15 protein-coding genes are annotated in these 14,227 nt (G+C 69.7%); 11 read left to right on the forward strand and 4 right to left on the reverse strand.

Going from position 1 to position 14,227, the window contains the following annotated elements:
* Positions 1–86 precede the first annotated feature (86 nt).
* On the reverse strand, positions 87–485 hold the full coding sequence (locus tag AC1DPN_RS09015; protein WP_477084394.1) for a DUF4307 domain-containing protein: 399 nt from the start codon (positions 483–485) through the stop codon (positions 87–89).
* Between the two features lie 143 nt (positions 486–628).
* Here AC1DPN_RS09015 and mca point away from each other — a divergent pair, with 143 nt between their 5' ends.
* Genes mca through AC1DPN_RS09030 form a run of 3 tightly spaced genes read left to right on the forward strand, consistent with a single transcriptional unit; the run spans position 629 to position 2,663 of the window.
* Positions 629–1,480, forward strand: a complete 852-nt coding sequence (gene mca / locus AC1DPN_RS09020) for a mycothiol conjugate amidase Mca (RefSeq protein WP_477084595.1) — start codon at positions 629–631, stop codon at positions 1,478–1,480.
* The gene (locus AC1DPN_RS09025; protein ID WP_477084395.1) at positions 1,477–1,845 is read left to right on the forward strand and encodes a hypothetical protein; all 369 of its coding nucleotides are present in this window, start codon (positions 1,477–1,479) and stop codon (positions 1,843–1,845) included. The genes mca and AC1DPN_RS09025 overlap by 4 nt, the downstream gene beginning before the upstream one ends.
* On the forward strand, positions 1,842–2,663 hold the full coding sequence (locus AC1DPN_RS09030; protein WP_477084396.1) for a carbon-nitrogen hydrolase family protein: 822 nt from the start codon (positions 1,842–1,844) through the stop codon (positions 2,661–2,663). Before AC1DPN_RS09025 ends, AC1DPN_RS09030 begins: the two co-directional genes overlap by 4 nt.
* A gap of 4 nt (positions 2,664–2,667) precedes the next feature.
* On the opposite strand, the gene trhA is transcribed toward AC1DPN_RS09030, so the two are convergent.
* Positions 2,668–3,378 (reverse strand): PAQR family membrane homeostasis protein TrhA, encoded by a 711-nt coding sequence (gene trhA / locus AC1DPN_RS09035; RefSeq protein ID WP_477084397.1) that lies wholly within the window; start codon positions 3,376–3,378, stop codon positions 2,668–2,670.
* A gap of 164 nt (positions 3,379–3,542) precedes the next feature.
* Between trhA and AC1DPN_RS09040 the strand changes: the two genes are divergently transcribed.
* From AC1DPN_RS09040 to AC1DPN_RS09055, 4 genes are all read left to right on the forward strand, one after another.
* Positions 3,543–4,304 (forward strand): isoprenyl transferase, encoded by a 762-nt coding sequence (locus tag AC1DPN_RS09040; RefSeq protein WP_477084398.1) that lies wholly within the window; start codon positions 3,543–3,545, stop codon positions 4,302–4,304.
* Positions 4,305–4,665: 361 nt separating this feature from the next.
* Complete coding sequence (locus AC1DPN_RS09045; protein WP_477084596.1) at positions 4,666–5,988, forward strand: PhoH family protein; 1,323 nt, start codon at positions 4,666–4,668, stop codon at positions 5,986–5,988.
* 149 nt (positions 5,989–6,137) lie between these two features.
* On the forward strand, positions 6,138–6,767 hold the full coding sequence (locus tag AC1DPN_RS09050) for a PadR family transcriptional regulator (RefSeq protein ID WP_477084399.1): 630 nt from the start codon (positions 6,138–6,140) through the stop codon (positions 6,765–6,767).
* An 80-nt stretch (positions 6,768–6,847) separates the two neighbouring features.
* A complete protein-coding gene (locus AC1DPN_RS09055) occupies positions 6,848–8,485 on the forward strand; it encodes a DHA2 family efflux MFS transporter permease subunit (RefSeq protein WP_477084400.1) in 1,638 nt (545 codons plus the stop codon).
* Positions 8,486–8,544: 59 nt separating this feature from the next.
* Here AC1DPN_RS09055 and AC1DPN_RS09060 read toward each other — a convergent pair whose 3' ends face one another.
* Positions 8,545–9,939 carry a class II fumarate hydratase gene (locus AC1DPN_RS09060; protein ID WP_477084401.1) on the reverse strand — a complete coding sequence of 465 codons (1,395 nt, stop codon included), beginning with the start codon at positions 9,937–9,939 and terminating at the stop codon, positions 8,545–8,547.
* Positions 9,940–10,033: 94 nt separating this feature from the next.
* Here AC1DPN_RS09060 and AC1DPN_RS09065 point away from each other — a divergent pair, with 94 nt between their 5' ends.
* Complete coding sequence (locus AC1DPN_RS09065; RefSeq protein WP_477084402.1) at positions 10,034–10,354, forward strand: DUF2087 domain-containing protein; 321 nt, start codon at positions 10,034–10,036, stop codon at positions 10,352–10,354.
* Between the two features lie 4 nt (positions 10,355–10,358).
* Here the strand turns inward: AC1DPN_RS09065 and AC1DPN_RS09070 are convergent, their stop codons facing one another.
* Positions 10,359–11,039 carry a carbonic anhydrase gene (locus AC1DPN_RS09070; protein ID WP_477084403.1) on the reverse strand — a complete coding sequence of 227 codons (681 nt, stop codon included), beginning with the start codon at positions 11,037–11,039 and terminating at the stop codon, positions 10,359–10,361.
* 74 nt (positions 11,040–11,113) lie between these two features.
* On the opposite strand from AC1DPN_RS09070, the gene AC1DPN_RS09075 reads away from it, so the two are divergent.
* From AC1DPN_RS09075 to AC1DPN_RS09085, 3 genes are read left to right on the forward strand one after another with little or no spacing between them, the layout of a single operon-like run.
* Complete coding sequence (locus AC1DPN_RS09075) at positions 11,114–12,409, forward strand: extracellular solute-binding protein (RefSeq protein WP_477084404.1); 1,296 nt, start codon at positions 11,114–11,116, stop codon at positions 12,407–12,409.
* The gene (locus tag AC1DPN_RS09080; RefSeq protein ID WP_477084405.1) at positions 12,406–13,365 is read left to right on the forward strand and encodes a carbohydrate ABC transporter permease; all 960 of its coding nucleotides are present in this window, start codon (positions 12,406–12,408) and stop codon (positions 13,363–13,365) included. The genes AC1DPN_RS09075 and AC1DPN_RS09080 overlap by 4 nt, the downstream gene beginning before the upstream one ends.
* A complete protein-coding gene (locus AC1DPN_RS09085; RefSeq protein WP_477084406.1) occupies positions 13,365–14,213 on the forward strand; it encodes a carbohydrate ABC transporter permease in 849 nt (282 codons plus the stop codon). Before AC1DPN_RS09080 ends, AC1DPN_RS09085 begins: the two co-directional genes overlap by 1 nt.
* Positions 14,214–14,227 lie beyond the last annotated feature (14 nt).

Consider the following 14,227-nt stretch of genomic DNA (forward strand, 5'->3'; position numbering starts at 1 on the left):
GATAGCAAGCCGGCACGTCCCGGACCGGGTGGGAGGCGCAAGATCGCCCGTTCCGGCGATACGACGACGTGCCCGGTGGCGGTGGATCAGGGGACGAGGTCGCACCTGTCGACGGTGCCGCTGACGGCCAGCTCGGTGGTCTGCACGGTCGCCGTGATGCGCTGCGACGCCGTGTCCGCGGGCCCGACCGTGACGGTGCGCACGCCCACCTCGGCGTAGGACTCGGACAGCGCCTTGACCTGGCACGTCACGGTCGCGTCCTTCGCCTTCGTCACCTCGAACGTCACGTCGATGGCCTGCGGACCCTGGACGTGGAAGCCGACGTCCTTCCAGGACACGGGCTGTCCGGCGACGTTGAGCGCGATCCAGAGGGCGACGGCGAGCCCGACGACCGCGACGGCCACGAGCCCCAGCCGGCGTCGACGACCCGACGAGGGGGTCGGCGCGGGACCGTAGCGGCCGGGGGGCGGCTGCAGGACGGTCACGACGATCCTCCGAGGGCGGGTGGTGGCGCGACGTGGGTGCCGCGTGAGTAATCATTGTCTCTCGTCCACACACCCGTCCGTGCCGAGTGTCGGCCGGACGGACCGACGGGAGGCCCGAGGTGACCGGAGAGCGGCTGCGCCTGATGGCGGTGCACGCCCACCCCGACGACGAGTCGAGCAAGGGTGCCGCGACCACAGCGAGGTACGCGGCCGAAGGCGTCGACGTCCTGGTCGTGTCCTGCACGGGCGGCGAGCGCGGCGACGTGCTGAACCCGAGCTACGGCGAGGTCGCGCCCGACGAGATGCATGCGCTGCGACGGGCCGAGATGGCGGCGGCGGCGGAGGCGCTCGGCGTGCAGCACCGCTGGCTGGGCTTCGTCGACTCGGGTCTGCCGGAGGGCGACCCGCTGCCGCCGCTGCCGGAAGGCTGCTTCGCGCTCGTCCCGCTGGAGGAGGCGGCCGCACCGCTGGTCGAGCTCGTGCGGAGCTTCAAGCCGCACGTCATGACGACGTACGACGAGAACGGCGGCTACCCGCACCCCGACCACATCATGTGCCACAAGGTGTCGGTCGAGGCCTTCGAGGCGGCGGGTGACCCCGAGCGCTACGTGGGCCGGGGTGAGCCGTGGACGGTGTCGAAGCTCTACTACAACGGTGGCTTCTCGCTGGTCCGGATGCGCGCGATCCACGAGGCGCTGCTCGAGGCCGGCCGCGAGTCGCCGTTCGGTGAGTGGATCGACTCGCGCGAGGCACGTGAGGTCCCGGAGCGCGAGGTCACCACCCGCATCGAGGCGAGCGCGTACTTCGAGCACCGGGATGCGGCCCTGCGCGCGCACGCGACGCAGATCGACCCGGATGGCTTCTTCTTCGCCATGCCGCGCGAGCTCGAGCTCAGCAAGTGGCCCACGGAGGAGTACGAGCTCGCACAGTCGCGGGTGCCGACGAACCTCCCGGAGGACGACCTGTTCGCGGGCCTGCGTGGCGGCGCCTCGTGATCCACCGGCTGGTCGCGCGCGGCTGGACCCTCGTCGAGCCGAGTCCCTCTCCGACCGACGTCTCGATCGACCCGACGAAGGCCGGCTCCCCGGGCTTCCTCGGCTTCGTCTTCACGTTCCTGGTCGCCATCGCCGCGGTGTTCCTGTTCCTGTCGCTGACCAAGCAGATGCGCCGCGTGGACCGCCGGGCGCAGCAGCTGGGTCTGGACGAGCCGAAGGGCGACCCGTTCGCCGCGGACGACGCCGACCGGCCGCACCTGGACGTCGGCGTCATCGACGCAGGGGCGGCGGGTCCGGACTCGGAGGTCGACGCGGACTTCCGGCTGGACCGGCCCGACGACGACGATCCCGGTCGGTCCCGGTGACCAACCCTCCGGAGCGGCCCGCCGTGCGGGTCACGATCGCCCAGCTGGAGGTCGGCTCGGACCACAGCGTCAACCGCGACATCGTCGGCGACGCGTTCAAGATCGCGGGCGGACGCCGGTCGGACCTCCTGGTGCTGCCCGAGTACTCGTCCGGGTTCGACCCGCACGGCGTCGGCCCGGAGCACGCGGAACCGCTCTCGGGCCACTTCGTCACGATGCTGCGCGAACGTGCGGCGAAGACGAAGGTCGCCGTGCTCGCCGGCACGACTCTGCCCGGCCCGGACGCGCAGCACGGTGTGAACGCGATCGTGGCGATCGACGGGTCGGGCGAGCTCGTCGGGCTGTACCGCAAGGTCCACCTGTACGACGCGTTCGGTCAGCGTGAGTCCGACCGCCTTGCCGCCGGCCCCGCGGACGCGCCCCCGCTGGTGCTCGAGGTCGGTGGCCTGACGTTCGGCGTGATGACCTGCTACGACCTGCGGTTCCCCGAGTCGGCGCGACGCCTCGTCGACGCGGGTGCCCAGGTGATCGTGGTCCCGGCGGCGTGGGCCGACGGCCCCCTCAAGGCGATGCACTGGCGGACGCTCGCCGTGGCGCGGGCCATCGAGAACACGTCGACGGTCATCGGTGTCGGGCAGGCCGGTCGCGGTGTCGTGGGCCGTTCGCTCGTCGTCGGACCCGACGGTGTGGTGGGGCTCGAGTGCGACGAGGAGCCGAGCGTCCGCACGGTCGACATCGACGGTGACGCGCTGCTCGAGGTCCGCCTCCAGAACCCCTCGCTGGCCAACCGCCGCTACACCGTGGTGCCGCTCGCCTGACGGTTCAGGACGAGTACGACGCCATCGACACGGCGATGTAGTGGCACCCGAAACCGACCACGGTCAGCACGTGGAAGATCTCGTGGAACCCGAACCAACGCGGGCTCGGGTTGGGTCGCTTGGTGCCGTAGACGACCGCGCCGAGCGTGTAGGCGAGCCCGCCGAGGGCGATCCAGAACACGATCCAGGGGCCGCCCGAGCGGTAGAACGACGGGAAGAACCACACGGCGACCCAGCCGAGCGCGACGTACACGGGCACGTAGAACCAGCGGGGGGCGCCGAGCCAGAAGACGCGTGCCAGCAGCCCGACGATGGCCCCGGACCAGACCACGATGAGCAGCACGCGGGCGGTCGTCGCCGGCAGCAGCAGGATCGACAAGGGCGTGTAGGTGCCCGCGATGATCAGGAAGATGTTGGTGTGGTCGAGCCGCCGCAGGACCGCTGCGGTCGTCGGCGACCAGTGTCCGCGGTGGTAGAGCGCGCTGGTGCCGAAGAGCATGATCGCGGTGAGCCCGAAGACCGCGCACGACCACTTGGCCTGCGACGTCGGGGAGAGCACGACCAGCACGATCGACGCGATGACCACGAGCGGCGTGACGCCGAGGTGGATCCAGCCGCGCAGGTGGGGCTTGACGGTCTCCGCCACCAAGTCGGCGACCTCGGAGATGTGGGACGCGTCCGACGAGCCCGGTGCGGGCGCGGGGGAGGTGCTCATGGAGCGGATCTCGTTTCGTCGGAACCTAACTTACGATTGCGTAGGTTACGGCACCGTAGGTAATGGTGTCGACCGACCTCGATCATGCCCCGGAACAGGTCGGACGACGAGGTCGCGAGGAGTAGCGTGTGCGGGTCCGGGACTCCGACACACAAGGAGCGCGCGTGCGCCTGCCCCATCCGCTCTACGGGTTGTACGAGCGACGGCTGGCCGCCTCCCTCCCCGCGGAGGGCATCCCGCGCCACGTCGGCGTCATCCTCGACGGGAACCGACGCTGGGCTCGCAGCATCGGCGGGTCGACCGCGCACGGCCACCGCGCGGGTGGGGACAAGATCGCCGACCTGCTGGAGTGGAGCGAGGACATCGGCGTCGAGGTGGTGACGCTCTGGCTTCTCTCGACGGACAACCTGGAGCGTTCGCCCGACGAGCTCGAGCCGCTGCTCGCGATCATCGAGGACGTCGTCGGTGAGCTTGCCGCGACGGGGCGATGGCGCGTCCAGGCGGTCGGCGCGCTCGACATGCTGCCCGACCACACGGCCAAGGCGCTCGTCGCGGCCCAGGATGCGACGACCGGCATCGTCGGCCTGCACGTCAACGTCGCGGTGGGCTACGGGGGTCGCCGCGAGATCGCCGACGCCGTGCGCGCGTTCCTGCGCGAGCACGCGGAGGCGGGATCGAGCCTGGACGAGCTGGCCGAGGACTTCGACATGGGGCACATCGCGGACCGGCTCTACACCAAGGGCCAGCCCGACCCCGAGCTCGTGATCCGCACGTCGGGCGAGCAGCGTCTCGGCGGGTTCCTGCTCTGGCAGAGCGCGCACTCGGAGTTCTACTTCTGCGAGGCGTACTGGCCCGACTTCCGTCGGGTCGACTTCCTCCGGGCGGTTCGCGCGTACGCGGCACGGGAACGTCGACTGGGCCGTTAGGGCGCAACGGCCGGGCGAACCTGTGTGAACACAGTGTGACGTTGTCGCGTGTCGGGCTGGACTCCGTCGTTCGCGGGGTAGTTTCCGCCGTAGAGGACAGCGACCGCCGTCCCCGGGAGGCCAGCCCATGGAGCACTCGCTCCGGGAGGAGGGCCGGATCCGGCCCACCCTCTCCGGAGGGGCCGACCGCCCCCATCCCGTCGCCGAACATCGGTGCGTGGTGCTGCTGTGGGCCTCGAGCTCTCCGCAGGCCGCCGGTGATCGGTGCTCGTCTCGGCGCACGTAGCGCCAGAGGGAGCCTGCCGTGGTGAACAAGGTGCAGAAGACCCCCGAGTCCGTCGAAGCGACGGACGGCCGCAGGATGCACGTGCTCGACACCTCAGTCCTCCTCTCGGACCCGCGGGCGATGCTGCGGTTCGCGGAGCACGACGTGGTCCTCCCCGTCGTCGTCATCACGGAGCTGGAGGCCAAGCGCCACCACGCGGAGCTCGGCTACTTCGCCCGCTCGGCCCTGCGGATGCTCGACGACCTGCGGATCGAGCACGGACGCCTGGACGTCCCGATCCCGCTGGGCGACGAGGGCGGAACGCTCACGGTCGAGCTGAACCACACGGATCCGACGGTCCTTCCGGCGGGCTTCCGCCTCGGCGACAACGACACCCGGATCCTCGCGGTCGCGGCCAACCTCGCCGCCGACGGCCACGACGTCACGGTCGTCTCCAAGGACCTGCCGATGCGCGTCAAGGCGTCGGCCTGCGGCCTGAGGGCCGAGGAGTACCGCGGCGAGCAGGTGGTCGACTCGGGCTGGACCGGCATGGACGCCCTCGACCTCGCCGAGAACCAGATGTCGGACCTGTGGGAGCACGAGTCGATCGCGCTCGCGGACGTCGCCACCGGGTTCGCGCCGACGTCGTTGGCGAGCACCAACCCGAACGACCTCCCCTGCCACACCGGTCTGGTCCTGCACAGCCCGCGCGGCTCGGCGCTCGGACGTGTGACCGCGGACAAGCACGTCCAGCTCGTCCGCGGCGACCGCGACGTGTTCGGCCTGCACGGCCGCAGCGCGGAGCAGAGGATCGCGATCGACCTCCTTCTCGACGAGGAGATCGGCATCGTCTCGCTCGGTGGCAGCGCGGGTACCGGCAAGTCGGCGCTCGCCCTGTGCGCCGGTCTCGAGGCCGTCCTGGAGCGCCGCCAGCACCGCAAGGTCATGGTGTTCCGCCCGCTGTACGCGGTCGGCGGGCAGGACCTCGGCTACCTGCCCGGTGGGGCCGACGAGAAGATGAACCCCTGGGCGCAGGCGGTGTTCGACACCCTCGGCGCGCTCGTCAGCAAGGAGGTCGTCGAGGAGATCATGGACCGCGACATCCTCGAGGTGCTGCCGCTCACGCACATCCGCGGCCGCTCTCTGCACGACGCGTTCGTGATCGTCGACGAGGCGCAGTCGCTGGAGCGGAACGTGCTCCTGACGGTCCTGTCGCGCATCGGGCAGAGCTCACGTGTCGTGATGACCCACGACGTCGCGCAGCGCGACAACCTGCGCGTCGGCCGGCACGACGGCGTCGCCGCGGTGATCGAGGCGCTCAAGGGCCACCCGCTGTTCGCGCACGTCACGCTCACGCGGTCCGAGCGGTCGCCCGTCGCGGCGCTGGTCACCGAGCTGCTGGAGCGCATCGAGGTCTGACGGTTCACGGACGAACGTCGACGGGCACCGACCTGCGGGTCGGTGCCCGTTCGTGTCTCTGGCCGTCGTCAGGCCACCGGGTCTGGTTGCGATCCGGACCATTCCCATGGTTATATTCCGACCGGAATAGTTGATCGGGAGGATATGTCGTGGCGATCGGTGAGCTCTCGGCGGTGGCCGTGATGATCCTGGCGTTGCTGCACGAGCAACCGATGCACCCCTACCAGGTGCACCAGAACCTCGTAGAGCGCGGCGACACCCGGCTCGTGCGGGTCAACGCCGGGGCCGTCTACCACGGCGTCGAGCGCCTCGAGAAGGAGGGCCTCGTCGAGGCCGCCGGCACCGAGCGCGCCGGGAACCGTCCCGAGCGCACCACGTACCGGATCACCGATGCCGGCAGGTCGGCCTTCGCCGCCCGCCTGACGTCGTTCCTGGGGGACGACCACCCTGCCTACCCGCTCTTCTCGGTCGGCCTCGCCGAGGCGCACGAGATCCCGGCGGCGAGCGCGATCGAGCAGCTCGTCCGGCGTCGCGAGCGGGAGGCTGCGAACCTGGCCGGCTTGGCGGCCGCCCGGGAGCAGCTGCGCACGATGGGCCTGCCGCGCCGATATCTGCTGGACGTCGAGCACGATCTGGCGATCCTGGACGCAGAGGTCGCGTGGCTCGACCGCACGCTCGAGGAGCTCCGTGCCGACGCGCTCAACTGGGCCCAGCCGTTCCCGTCCGAGTTCAAGGAAGCCCGCCATCGGCTACGCGGGTGTCAGACCCCCACGGCATAGTCGATCCGTCGGCGCCCCGAACGTCTCTCTACCGCACGCACACCACCCCGAACCGCACCACCCCGAACCAAGGAATCCTCATGACTTCTGAGTCGCCCCAGGCACTCGTCGACCTGCACGGGCGCAGCCCGTGGAGCATCCTGCCGGCGCTCTGCCTCGGCTTCTTCATGATCATGGTGGACACCACCATCGTGAACATCGCCATCCCATCGCTAATCTCGGCGTTCGACGCCGACCTGACGGCCGTGGGTTGGGTCAACAGCGCCTACCTGCTCACGTTCGCCACCCTGCTCCTGGTGACCGGCCGCCTAGGCGACCGTTTCGGGCCGCGTCCCGTGTTCATCCTCGGCCTCGTGATCTTCACGCTCGCCTCGCTGTGGTGCGGCCTGTCCGGCTCGATCGAGATGCTCATCGCCGCGCGCGCGGTCCAGGGTGTTGGCGCCGCCCTGATGACGCCGCAGACGATGTCGATGATCACGCGTGTCTTCCCGCCGCAAAAGCGCGGGGCGGCCCTGGGCATCTGGGGTGCTGTCGCTGGCGTCGCCACGATCGCCGGCCCTGTGCTCGGCGGCATCCTCGTCCAGTCGGCTGGCTGGGAGTGGATCTTCTACATCAACATCCCCGTCGCCGTCGTGGCCCTGTGGTTCGCGATCACCCGCCTGCCCACCCTGCCGACGGCCAACCGCTCGTTCGACGGCCTCGGCGTCGTGCTGTCGGTCGGCGGCATGTTCCTGCTCGTGTTCGGCATCCAGGAGGGTGCGACCTACGACTGGGGCACCATCACCGGTCCGATCACGGTGTGGAGCGTCATCGGGGCAGGGGTTGTCGTCCTGACCGGCTTCATCCTGTGGCAGCGTCACCTCAAGGCAGACGCGCTCCTGCCGTTGTCGCTGTTCCACAGCCGGAACTTCTCGTTGTCCAACGTGGCCGGGGCGTCGGTGACCTTCGCGATGACGGGGATCTTCTTCCCGTTCACGCTGTTCCTGCAGGAGGTCCTCGGGCTGAGCCCGCTTCACGCGGCGCTCGTCGGACTGCCGGGCTCGCTGCTGTCGGGCATCGTGGCACCGTTCGCCGGCCGCCTCTCGGACAAGATCGCCGCGAAGTGGGTCGTCGCCACCGGGTTCCTGCTCGTGTCGATCTCCGTGTTCCTGCTTGCCGCCGTCATCCAGCCGGACTCGCCGATCTGGCAGCTCGTCCTGCCCATGTGCCTGTTCGGCATCGGCACCGGCGCACTGTTCTCGCCGTTGGCGTCGCTGGCGACCTCCGGCCTCGATCAGCGGACCGCGGGCGCGGGTGCGGGTGCGTTCAACACCACGCGGCAGATCGGTGGCGTCATCGGCTCGGCCGTCATCGTCGCCCTCATGACCTCGCGCCTCGCGGTCACCATCCCGGCCGCTGCACGCGACCAGGCTGCCAACCTGCCCGAGGACTTCCGTCAGAGCTTCGTCGACGGGTTCGCCAACGCCGGTGGGGCGTTCGCCAACGGTTCCGCGGGCGGCATCAAGCTGCCCGACTCCGTCCCGGCGGATGTCGCGGCGCAGATCCAGGCGGCAGCCACCACGGCCGTGCACTCCGGGTTCGCCACCGCCGTCACGCAGACGCTCCTGTTCACGCTCGGCGTCCTGGTCATCGGGCTCGTCGCGAGTGTCGCGATGAAGGGCGGCCGCACGCACCACGCCGCACCGGCGCAGGCCGCTCCGGTGCCCGTCGAGGTCTGACGTACAACGAAAGGCCCGGCCCTCGTACGTACGAGGACCGGGCCTTTCTCATGCTCTGGTCAGCTGGGCGGACGCGTCATGCTCAGCACGTCGAGCGCCGAGTCCAGCTGGTCCTCGGTGACCTCACCACGCTCGACGAAGCCCAGGTCGACCACGGCCTGCCGCACGGTGATGCCCTGCTTCACGGCGTGCTTGGCGATCTTCGCTGCCGCCTCGTACCCGATCACGCGGTTCAGCGGGGTCACGATCGACGGCGACGACTCGGCCAGCGCCCGGGCGCGGTCCACGTTCGCCACCAGGCCCAGGACCGTCTTGTCCGCCAGCAGGCGCGACGCGTTGGTCAGGAGCCGAATCGACTCCAGCACGCCGGCCGCGATCACCGGGATCTGCACGTTGAGCTCGAACGACCCGCTCGCACCGGCCCACGCGACCGTGGCGTCGTTGCCGATCACGCGCGCGGCGACCATGAGCACGGCCTCGGGGATCACCGGGTTGACCTTGCCGGGCATGATCGACGACCCAGGCTGCAGGTCCGGGATCGCGATCTCGCCGAGACCGGTGTTCGGGCCCGAACCCATCCAGCGCAGGTCGTTGCAGATCTTCGTCAGGCTGACCGCGATCGTGCGCAGCGCGCCGGACAGCTCGACCAGCCCGTCACGGCCGCTCTGGGCCTCGAAGTGGTCGCGGGCCTCGGTGAGCGGCAGGCCTGTGTCCTCGCGGAGCAGCTCGATCACGCGCTGCGGGAACCCGGCGGGCGTGTTGATGCCGGTGCCGACAGCGGTGCCACCGAGGGGGACCTCGGCGGCGCGGGGGAGCGCCGACTCCAGGCGCTCGATGCCGTAGCGGACCGCAGCCGCGTACCCGCCGAACTCCTGCCCGAGCGTCACGGGCGTCGCGTCCATGAGGTGCGTGCGGCCGGACTTGACCACCTGCGACCACTCGAGCGCCTTCTCCTCCAGCGCGACCGCGAGGTGCGCGAGCGCGGGGATCAGGTCGCGGACGACGCCGGCGGTCGCGGCGACGTGCACCGACGTGGGGAACACGTCATTGGACGACTGCGACGCGTTGACGTGGTCGTTGGGGTGCACGTCGCGGCCCAGGCGGCGGGTGGCCAGCGTGGCGAGCACCTCGTTGGTGTTCATGTTCGAGCTCGTGCCCGACCCGGTCTGGTAGACGTCGATCGGGAAGTCGCCGTCGTACGCACCGCCGGCGACGTCGTCCGCAGCGGCCACGATGGCGTCGGCGATGTCCTGCTCGAGGACTCCGAGCTCCGCGTTGGCGCGGGCGGCAGCCTTCTTGATGCGGGCGAGGGCCTCGATGTGGCCTCGCTCGATCCGGTTGCCGGAGATCGGGAAGTTCTCGACGGCGCGCTGCGTCTGCGCTCGGTAGAGGGCGTCGACGGGGACGCGGACCTCACCCATGGTGTCGTGCTCGATGCGGTACTCGGAAGTCATGCGGACCATCCTGCCGCACCCGCAGGTCCCCCTCTGCACGGTGTGACGAACGACGAGGGCGGCGCGCGCGCCGGTCGCTTGGCACGATCGTCGTATGGACGACGAGTGCCGCGCCGAGCGCTTCCTCCACCACGGCCGCTGGGTGCGCTCGCCGCGGCGCAGCGCCGACCGGGACCTGGTCCTGGAGCACCTTGCCGCCCGAGCCCTCGCGCCGGGAGAGTGGCTGACCGAGGCCGAGGTGACCGCGCGGATCGCCGAGCTCACCGACGATCCGGTGCGACTCAGGCGAGACCTTGTCGAGGCCGGGCTGCTGGGTCGTCGCGCGGACGGCTCGACCTACTGGCGTGAGCGCCAGACATCGCACGACGACGAGCCGGGCGCGCTGCCTCGGCCAGACGACGTGTGGTGGCCGTAGCGGACTACACGGCTCCGACGGCCTCCGAGAGGTGGACCGTGCCGTCGGCCAGGGTGTACTCCAGGCCGATGATCGCGACCCGCCCTGCGACGACGGACTCGGCGAGCGAGCGGGAGTAGCCCTGCAGCATCCGGACGGTGTGCTTGACGTGCTCGTGCCCGAGCACCGCAGGATCGAGCGAACCGAGCGCTCCGGGCCCGCCGCCGGCGAGGTTGACGATGCTCGGGATGACGCGATCGACGATTGCTCGCACGAATCCGGTGGGCAGCTCGCCGGTCGTCAGGGCGGTCGTCGCGGCCGCGACGGCGCCGCAGCTGTCGTGGCCCAGCACCACGACGAGCGAGGCGCCGAGCACGTCGACGCCGTACTCGATCGACCCGATCACGGTGGTGTCGAGCACGTGGCCGGCGGTCCGGACGACGAACACGTCGCCGAGCCCCTGGTCGAAGATGATCTCGGCGGCCACGCGCGAGTCGGAGCAGCCGAAGATCACGGCGAACGGATGCTGGGCGGCGCTCAGCTCTGCACGATGGTCCACGCCCTGCGACGGATGCAGCATCTCGCCGTGGACGAAACGCTCGTTGCCCTCGCGTAGTGCGGACCAGGCTTCGGCCGGGGTGGTGGGTCGGGTCACGGCGTCATCGTCGCAGGTCCGGGTGGCGAGACGCGAAAAAAAATCAGACATCTCGGGTGGCGGGGCCGTCCTCAAAGGAGTACCCAAGGTAATGAGGCGACGAAGCCTCGGGTCGGAGGACTCTCGTGCGACGACGTTCACGGGCACTCGCCCTGGTCGTGGGTCTGGCGGTTGCGGCCCCGCTCGCTGCGTGCGCGAGCGAGGGATCGGGGCCGCCGAAGCTCATGTGGTACATCAACCCGGACGACGGCGGGCAGACAGAGATCGCCGCGCAGTGCACCGAGTCCGCGAATGGCGCGTACACGATCGAGACGACGCTCCTGCCGCGCGACGCCAGCGCTCAGCGCGAGCAGCTCGCCCGACGCCTCGCGGCGAAGGACTCGTCGATCGACATCATGAGCCTGGACCCGCCCTTCATCCCGGAGCTGGCCGAGCCCGGCTTCCTGGCTCCGGTGCCGGCTGACGTCGAGTCGACGGTCACCGAGAACGTCGTGGCCGGTGCGCTCGCCGGTGCCACGTGGAAGGACAAGCTCGTCACCGTCCCGTTCTGGGCGAACACGCAGCTGCTCTGGTACCGCAAGTCGGTCGCGCAGGCCGCTGGGCTCGATCCGGCGAAGGCTCCGGTGACGTGGGACCAGATCATGAAGGCGGCCAAGGACCAGGACAAGTACCTATCCGTCCAGGGCACCAAGGCCGAGTCGCTCACCGTGTGGATCAACGCCCTCGTGGCCTCCGCCGGTGGCCAGATCATCGAGAACCCGGACGCGCCCGCCGACGAGATCAAGCTCGGCCTCGAGACGCCCGCCGGTGAAGCGGCCGCGACGATCATGGGCACCATCGGCAAGGAGAACCTCGCCGGTCCCGCGCTTCCGACGGAGGACGAGGGTGTCTCGCTCACGATCTTCCAGGGGGACAAGGGCTCGTTCATGGTCAACTGGCCGTTCGTCTGGTCGGCCACGAACGCCGGCGTGAAGGACGGCACGCTTCCGCAGTCCCTCGTCGACGACATCGGATGGTCCCTCTACCCGCAGGTCAGTGCGGACCAGAAGACGGCGCCACCGTACGGAGGGATCAACCTCGGCATCGGAGCATTCAGCAACCATGTCGACCTGGCGTACCAGGCGGCCGAGTGCATCGTGACGCCCGAGCACCAGGCGCAGTACTTCGCGACGAACGGCAACCCGCCGTCCAACACCGAGGCCTACGACGACCCGGCGGTGAAGGCGGCCTTCCCGATGGCCGACGTCATCCGTCAGTCGCTCGAGCAGGCAGTGCCGCGACCGCAGACGCCGTACTACAACGAGGTGTCGACCGGTCTGCAGCAGACCTGGCACCCGCCGAGCTCGGTCGATCCGAAGACGACCCCGGAGAAGTCCACCGACCTGATCACCGCCGTGCTTCGAGGGGAGCAGCTGCTATGACCACTGAGGTGGCTGGCAAAAAGCCTGACCTGCGAGACGCGGCGGCCAAGGCGGGGCGCAGCGACCGGGCCAAGTCCGAGGCCCGGCTCGGCTGGCTGCTCGCCGGACCGGCGTTCGTCGTGATGCTCGCCGTCACGCTCTACCCGATCCTGCAGGCGGTCTACGACTCCCTGTTCCACTACCGACTGACCGCGCCGGACGACAAGTCGTTCGCCGGGCTCAGCAACTACGCGGTCGTGCTCACCGACCCGATCTTCTGGCAGGCGATGCTGACGACGATCGAGATCACCGTGATCACGGTGGTCATCGAGCTGCTCCTCGGGTTCGCGCTCGCACTCGTGATGCACCGCGCCATCAAGTCGCTTCGTGGGGTGCTGCGCACGGCGATCCTGGTGCCCTACGGCATCATCACGGTCGTCTCGGCGTTCGCGTGGTTCTACGCGTTCGACATCACGTCCGGGTACGTCAACAACTGGTTCAGCTGGCTGCCGTACATCACCGAGGACACCAACTGGTTCGCGGAGCGCGGCACGTCGCTGTTCGTGATCATCGCGTCCGAGATCTGGAAGACGACGCCGTTCATCTCGCTCCTGCTTCTCGCGGGCCTGTCTCAGGTGCCGACCGAGCTGGAGGAGGCCGCCGAGGTCGACGGCGCGACCTGGTGGCAGCGGCTGACGAAGGTGCTGATCCCGAACATGAAGGCCGCGATCATGGTCGCCGTCCTGTTCCGGGCCCTGGACGCGTTCCGCATCTTCGACAACGTGTTCATCATGACCAACGGTGCGAACGGCACCGAGGTGCTGTCGCTGCTGACCTACCGGACGTCGATCGGACGCCTCGAGATCGGCCTCGGCTCGGCCATCTCCGTGCTGCTGTTCCTGTGCGTGCTCGGGATCTGCTGGGTCGCGGTGAAGCTGTTCAAAGTCGACCTCGCCGGCTCGAGAGGGGGCTCGTGATGAAGCAGCTCTCCACGCGGGCCAAGTGGGGCTGGGGGGTCATCGCCGTCGTCGTGATCGTCTACGCGATGCTGCCGGTGCTCTCGATCTTCGCGACCTCCTTCAAGCTGCCGAGCCAGCTCAACGCGGGGACGTTCTTCCCCCAGACGTGGTCGTGGACCAACTACCAGGAGATCCTCACCGACGGGGGACCGGCGCAGGAGCTGTTCCTGTCGGCGCTGCGCAACTCGATCGGCATCTGCCTCATCGCGACCAGCATCGCCGTCGTCCTGGCGACCCTGGCCGCGTACGCCATCGCCCGGCTCGACTTTCCCGGCAAGCGCCTGGTCCTGCTCACGGCGCTCGGCGTCTCGATCTTCCCGGTCATCTCGATCGTCACGCCGCTGTTCAACCTCTGGCGGAACATCGGCCTGTACGACACCTGGCTCGGCCTGATCATCCCGTACCTGTCGCTGACGCTGCCGATCTCGATCTGGACCCTGGCCGCGTTCTTCCGGCAGATCCCCTGGGAGCTCGAGCAGGCCGCCCAGGTCGACGGCGCGACCACCTGGCAGGCCTTCCGCAAGGCGATCGTCCCGCTGGCCGCGCCCGGCGTCTTCACCACCGCACTGATCGCGTTCTTCATCGCGTGGAACGACTTCGTCTACGGCATCTCGCTCACGTCGACGAGCGCGGCACGGCCCGTGCCCGCCGCTCTCGCTTTCTTCACGGGCGCCTCGCAGTTCGAGGAGCCGACCGGGGCAATCTCCGCCGCGGCCATCGTCGTGACCATCCCTGTCGTGGTCCTCGTCCTGCTGTTCCAGCGCCAGATCGTGTCCGGCCTCACCCAGGGTGCCGTCAAGGGCTGAAGCCCCCGCCCAGC

The sequence above is a fragment of the Cellulomonas sp. P4_H4 genome (assembly GCF_056400865.1).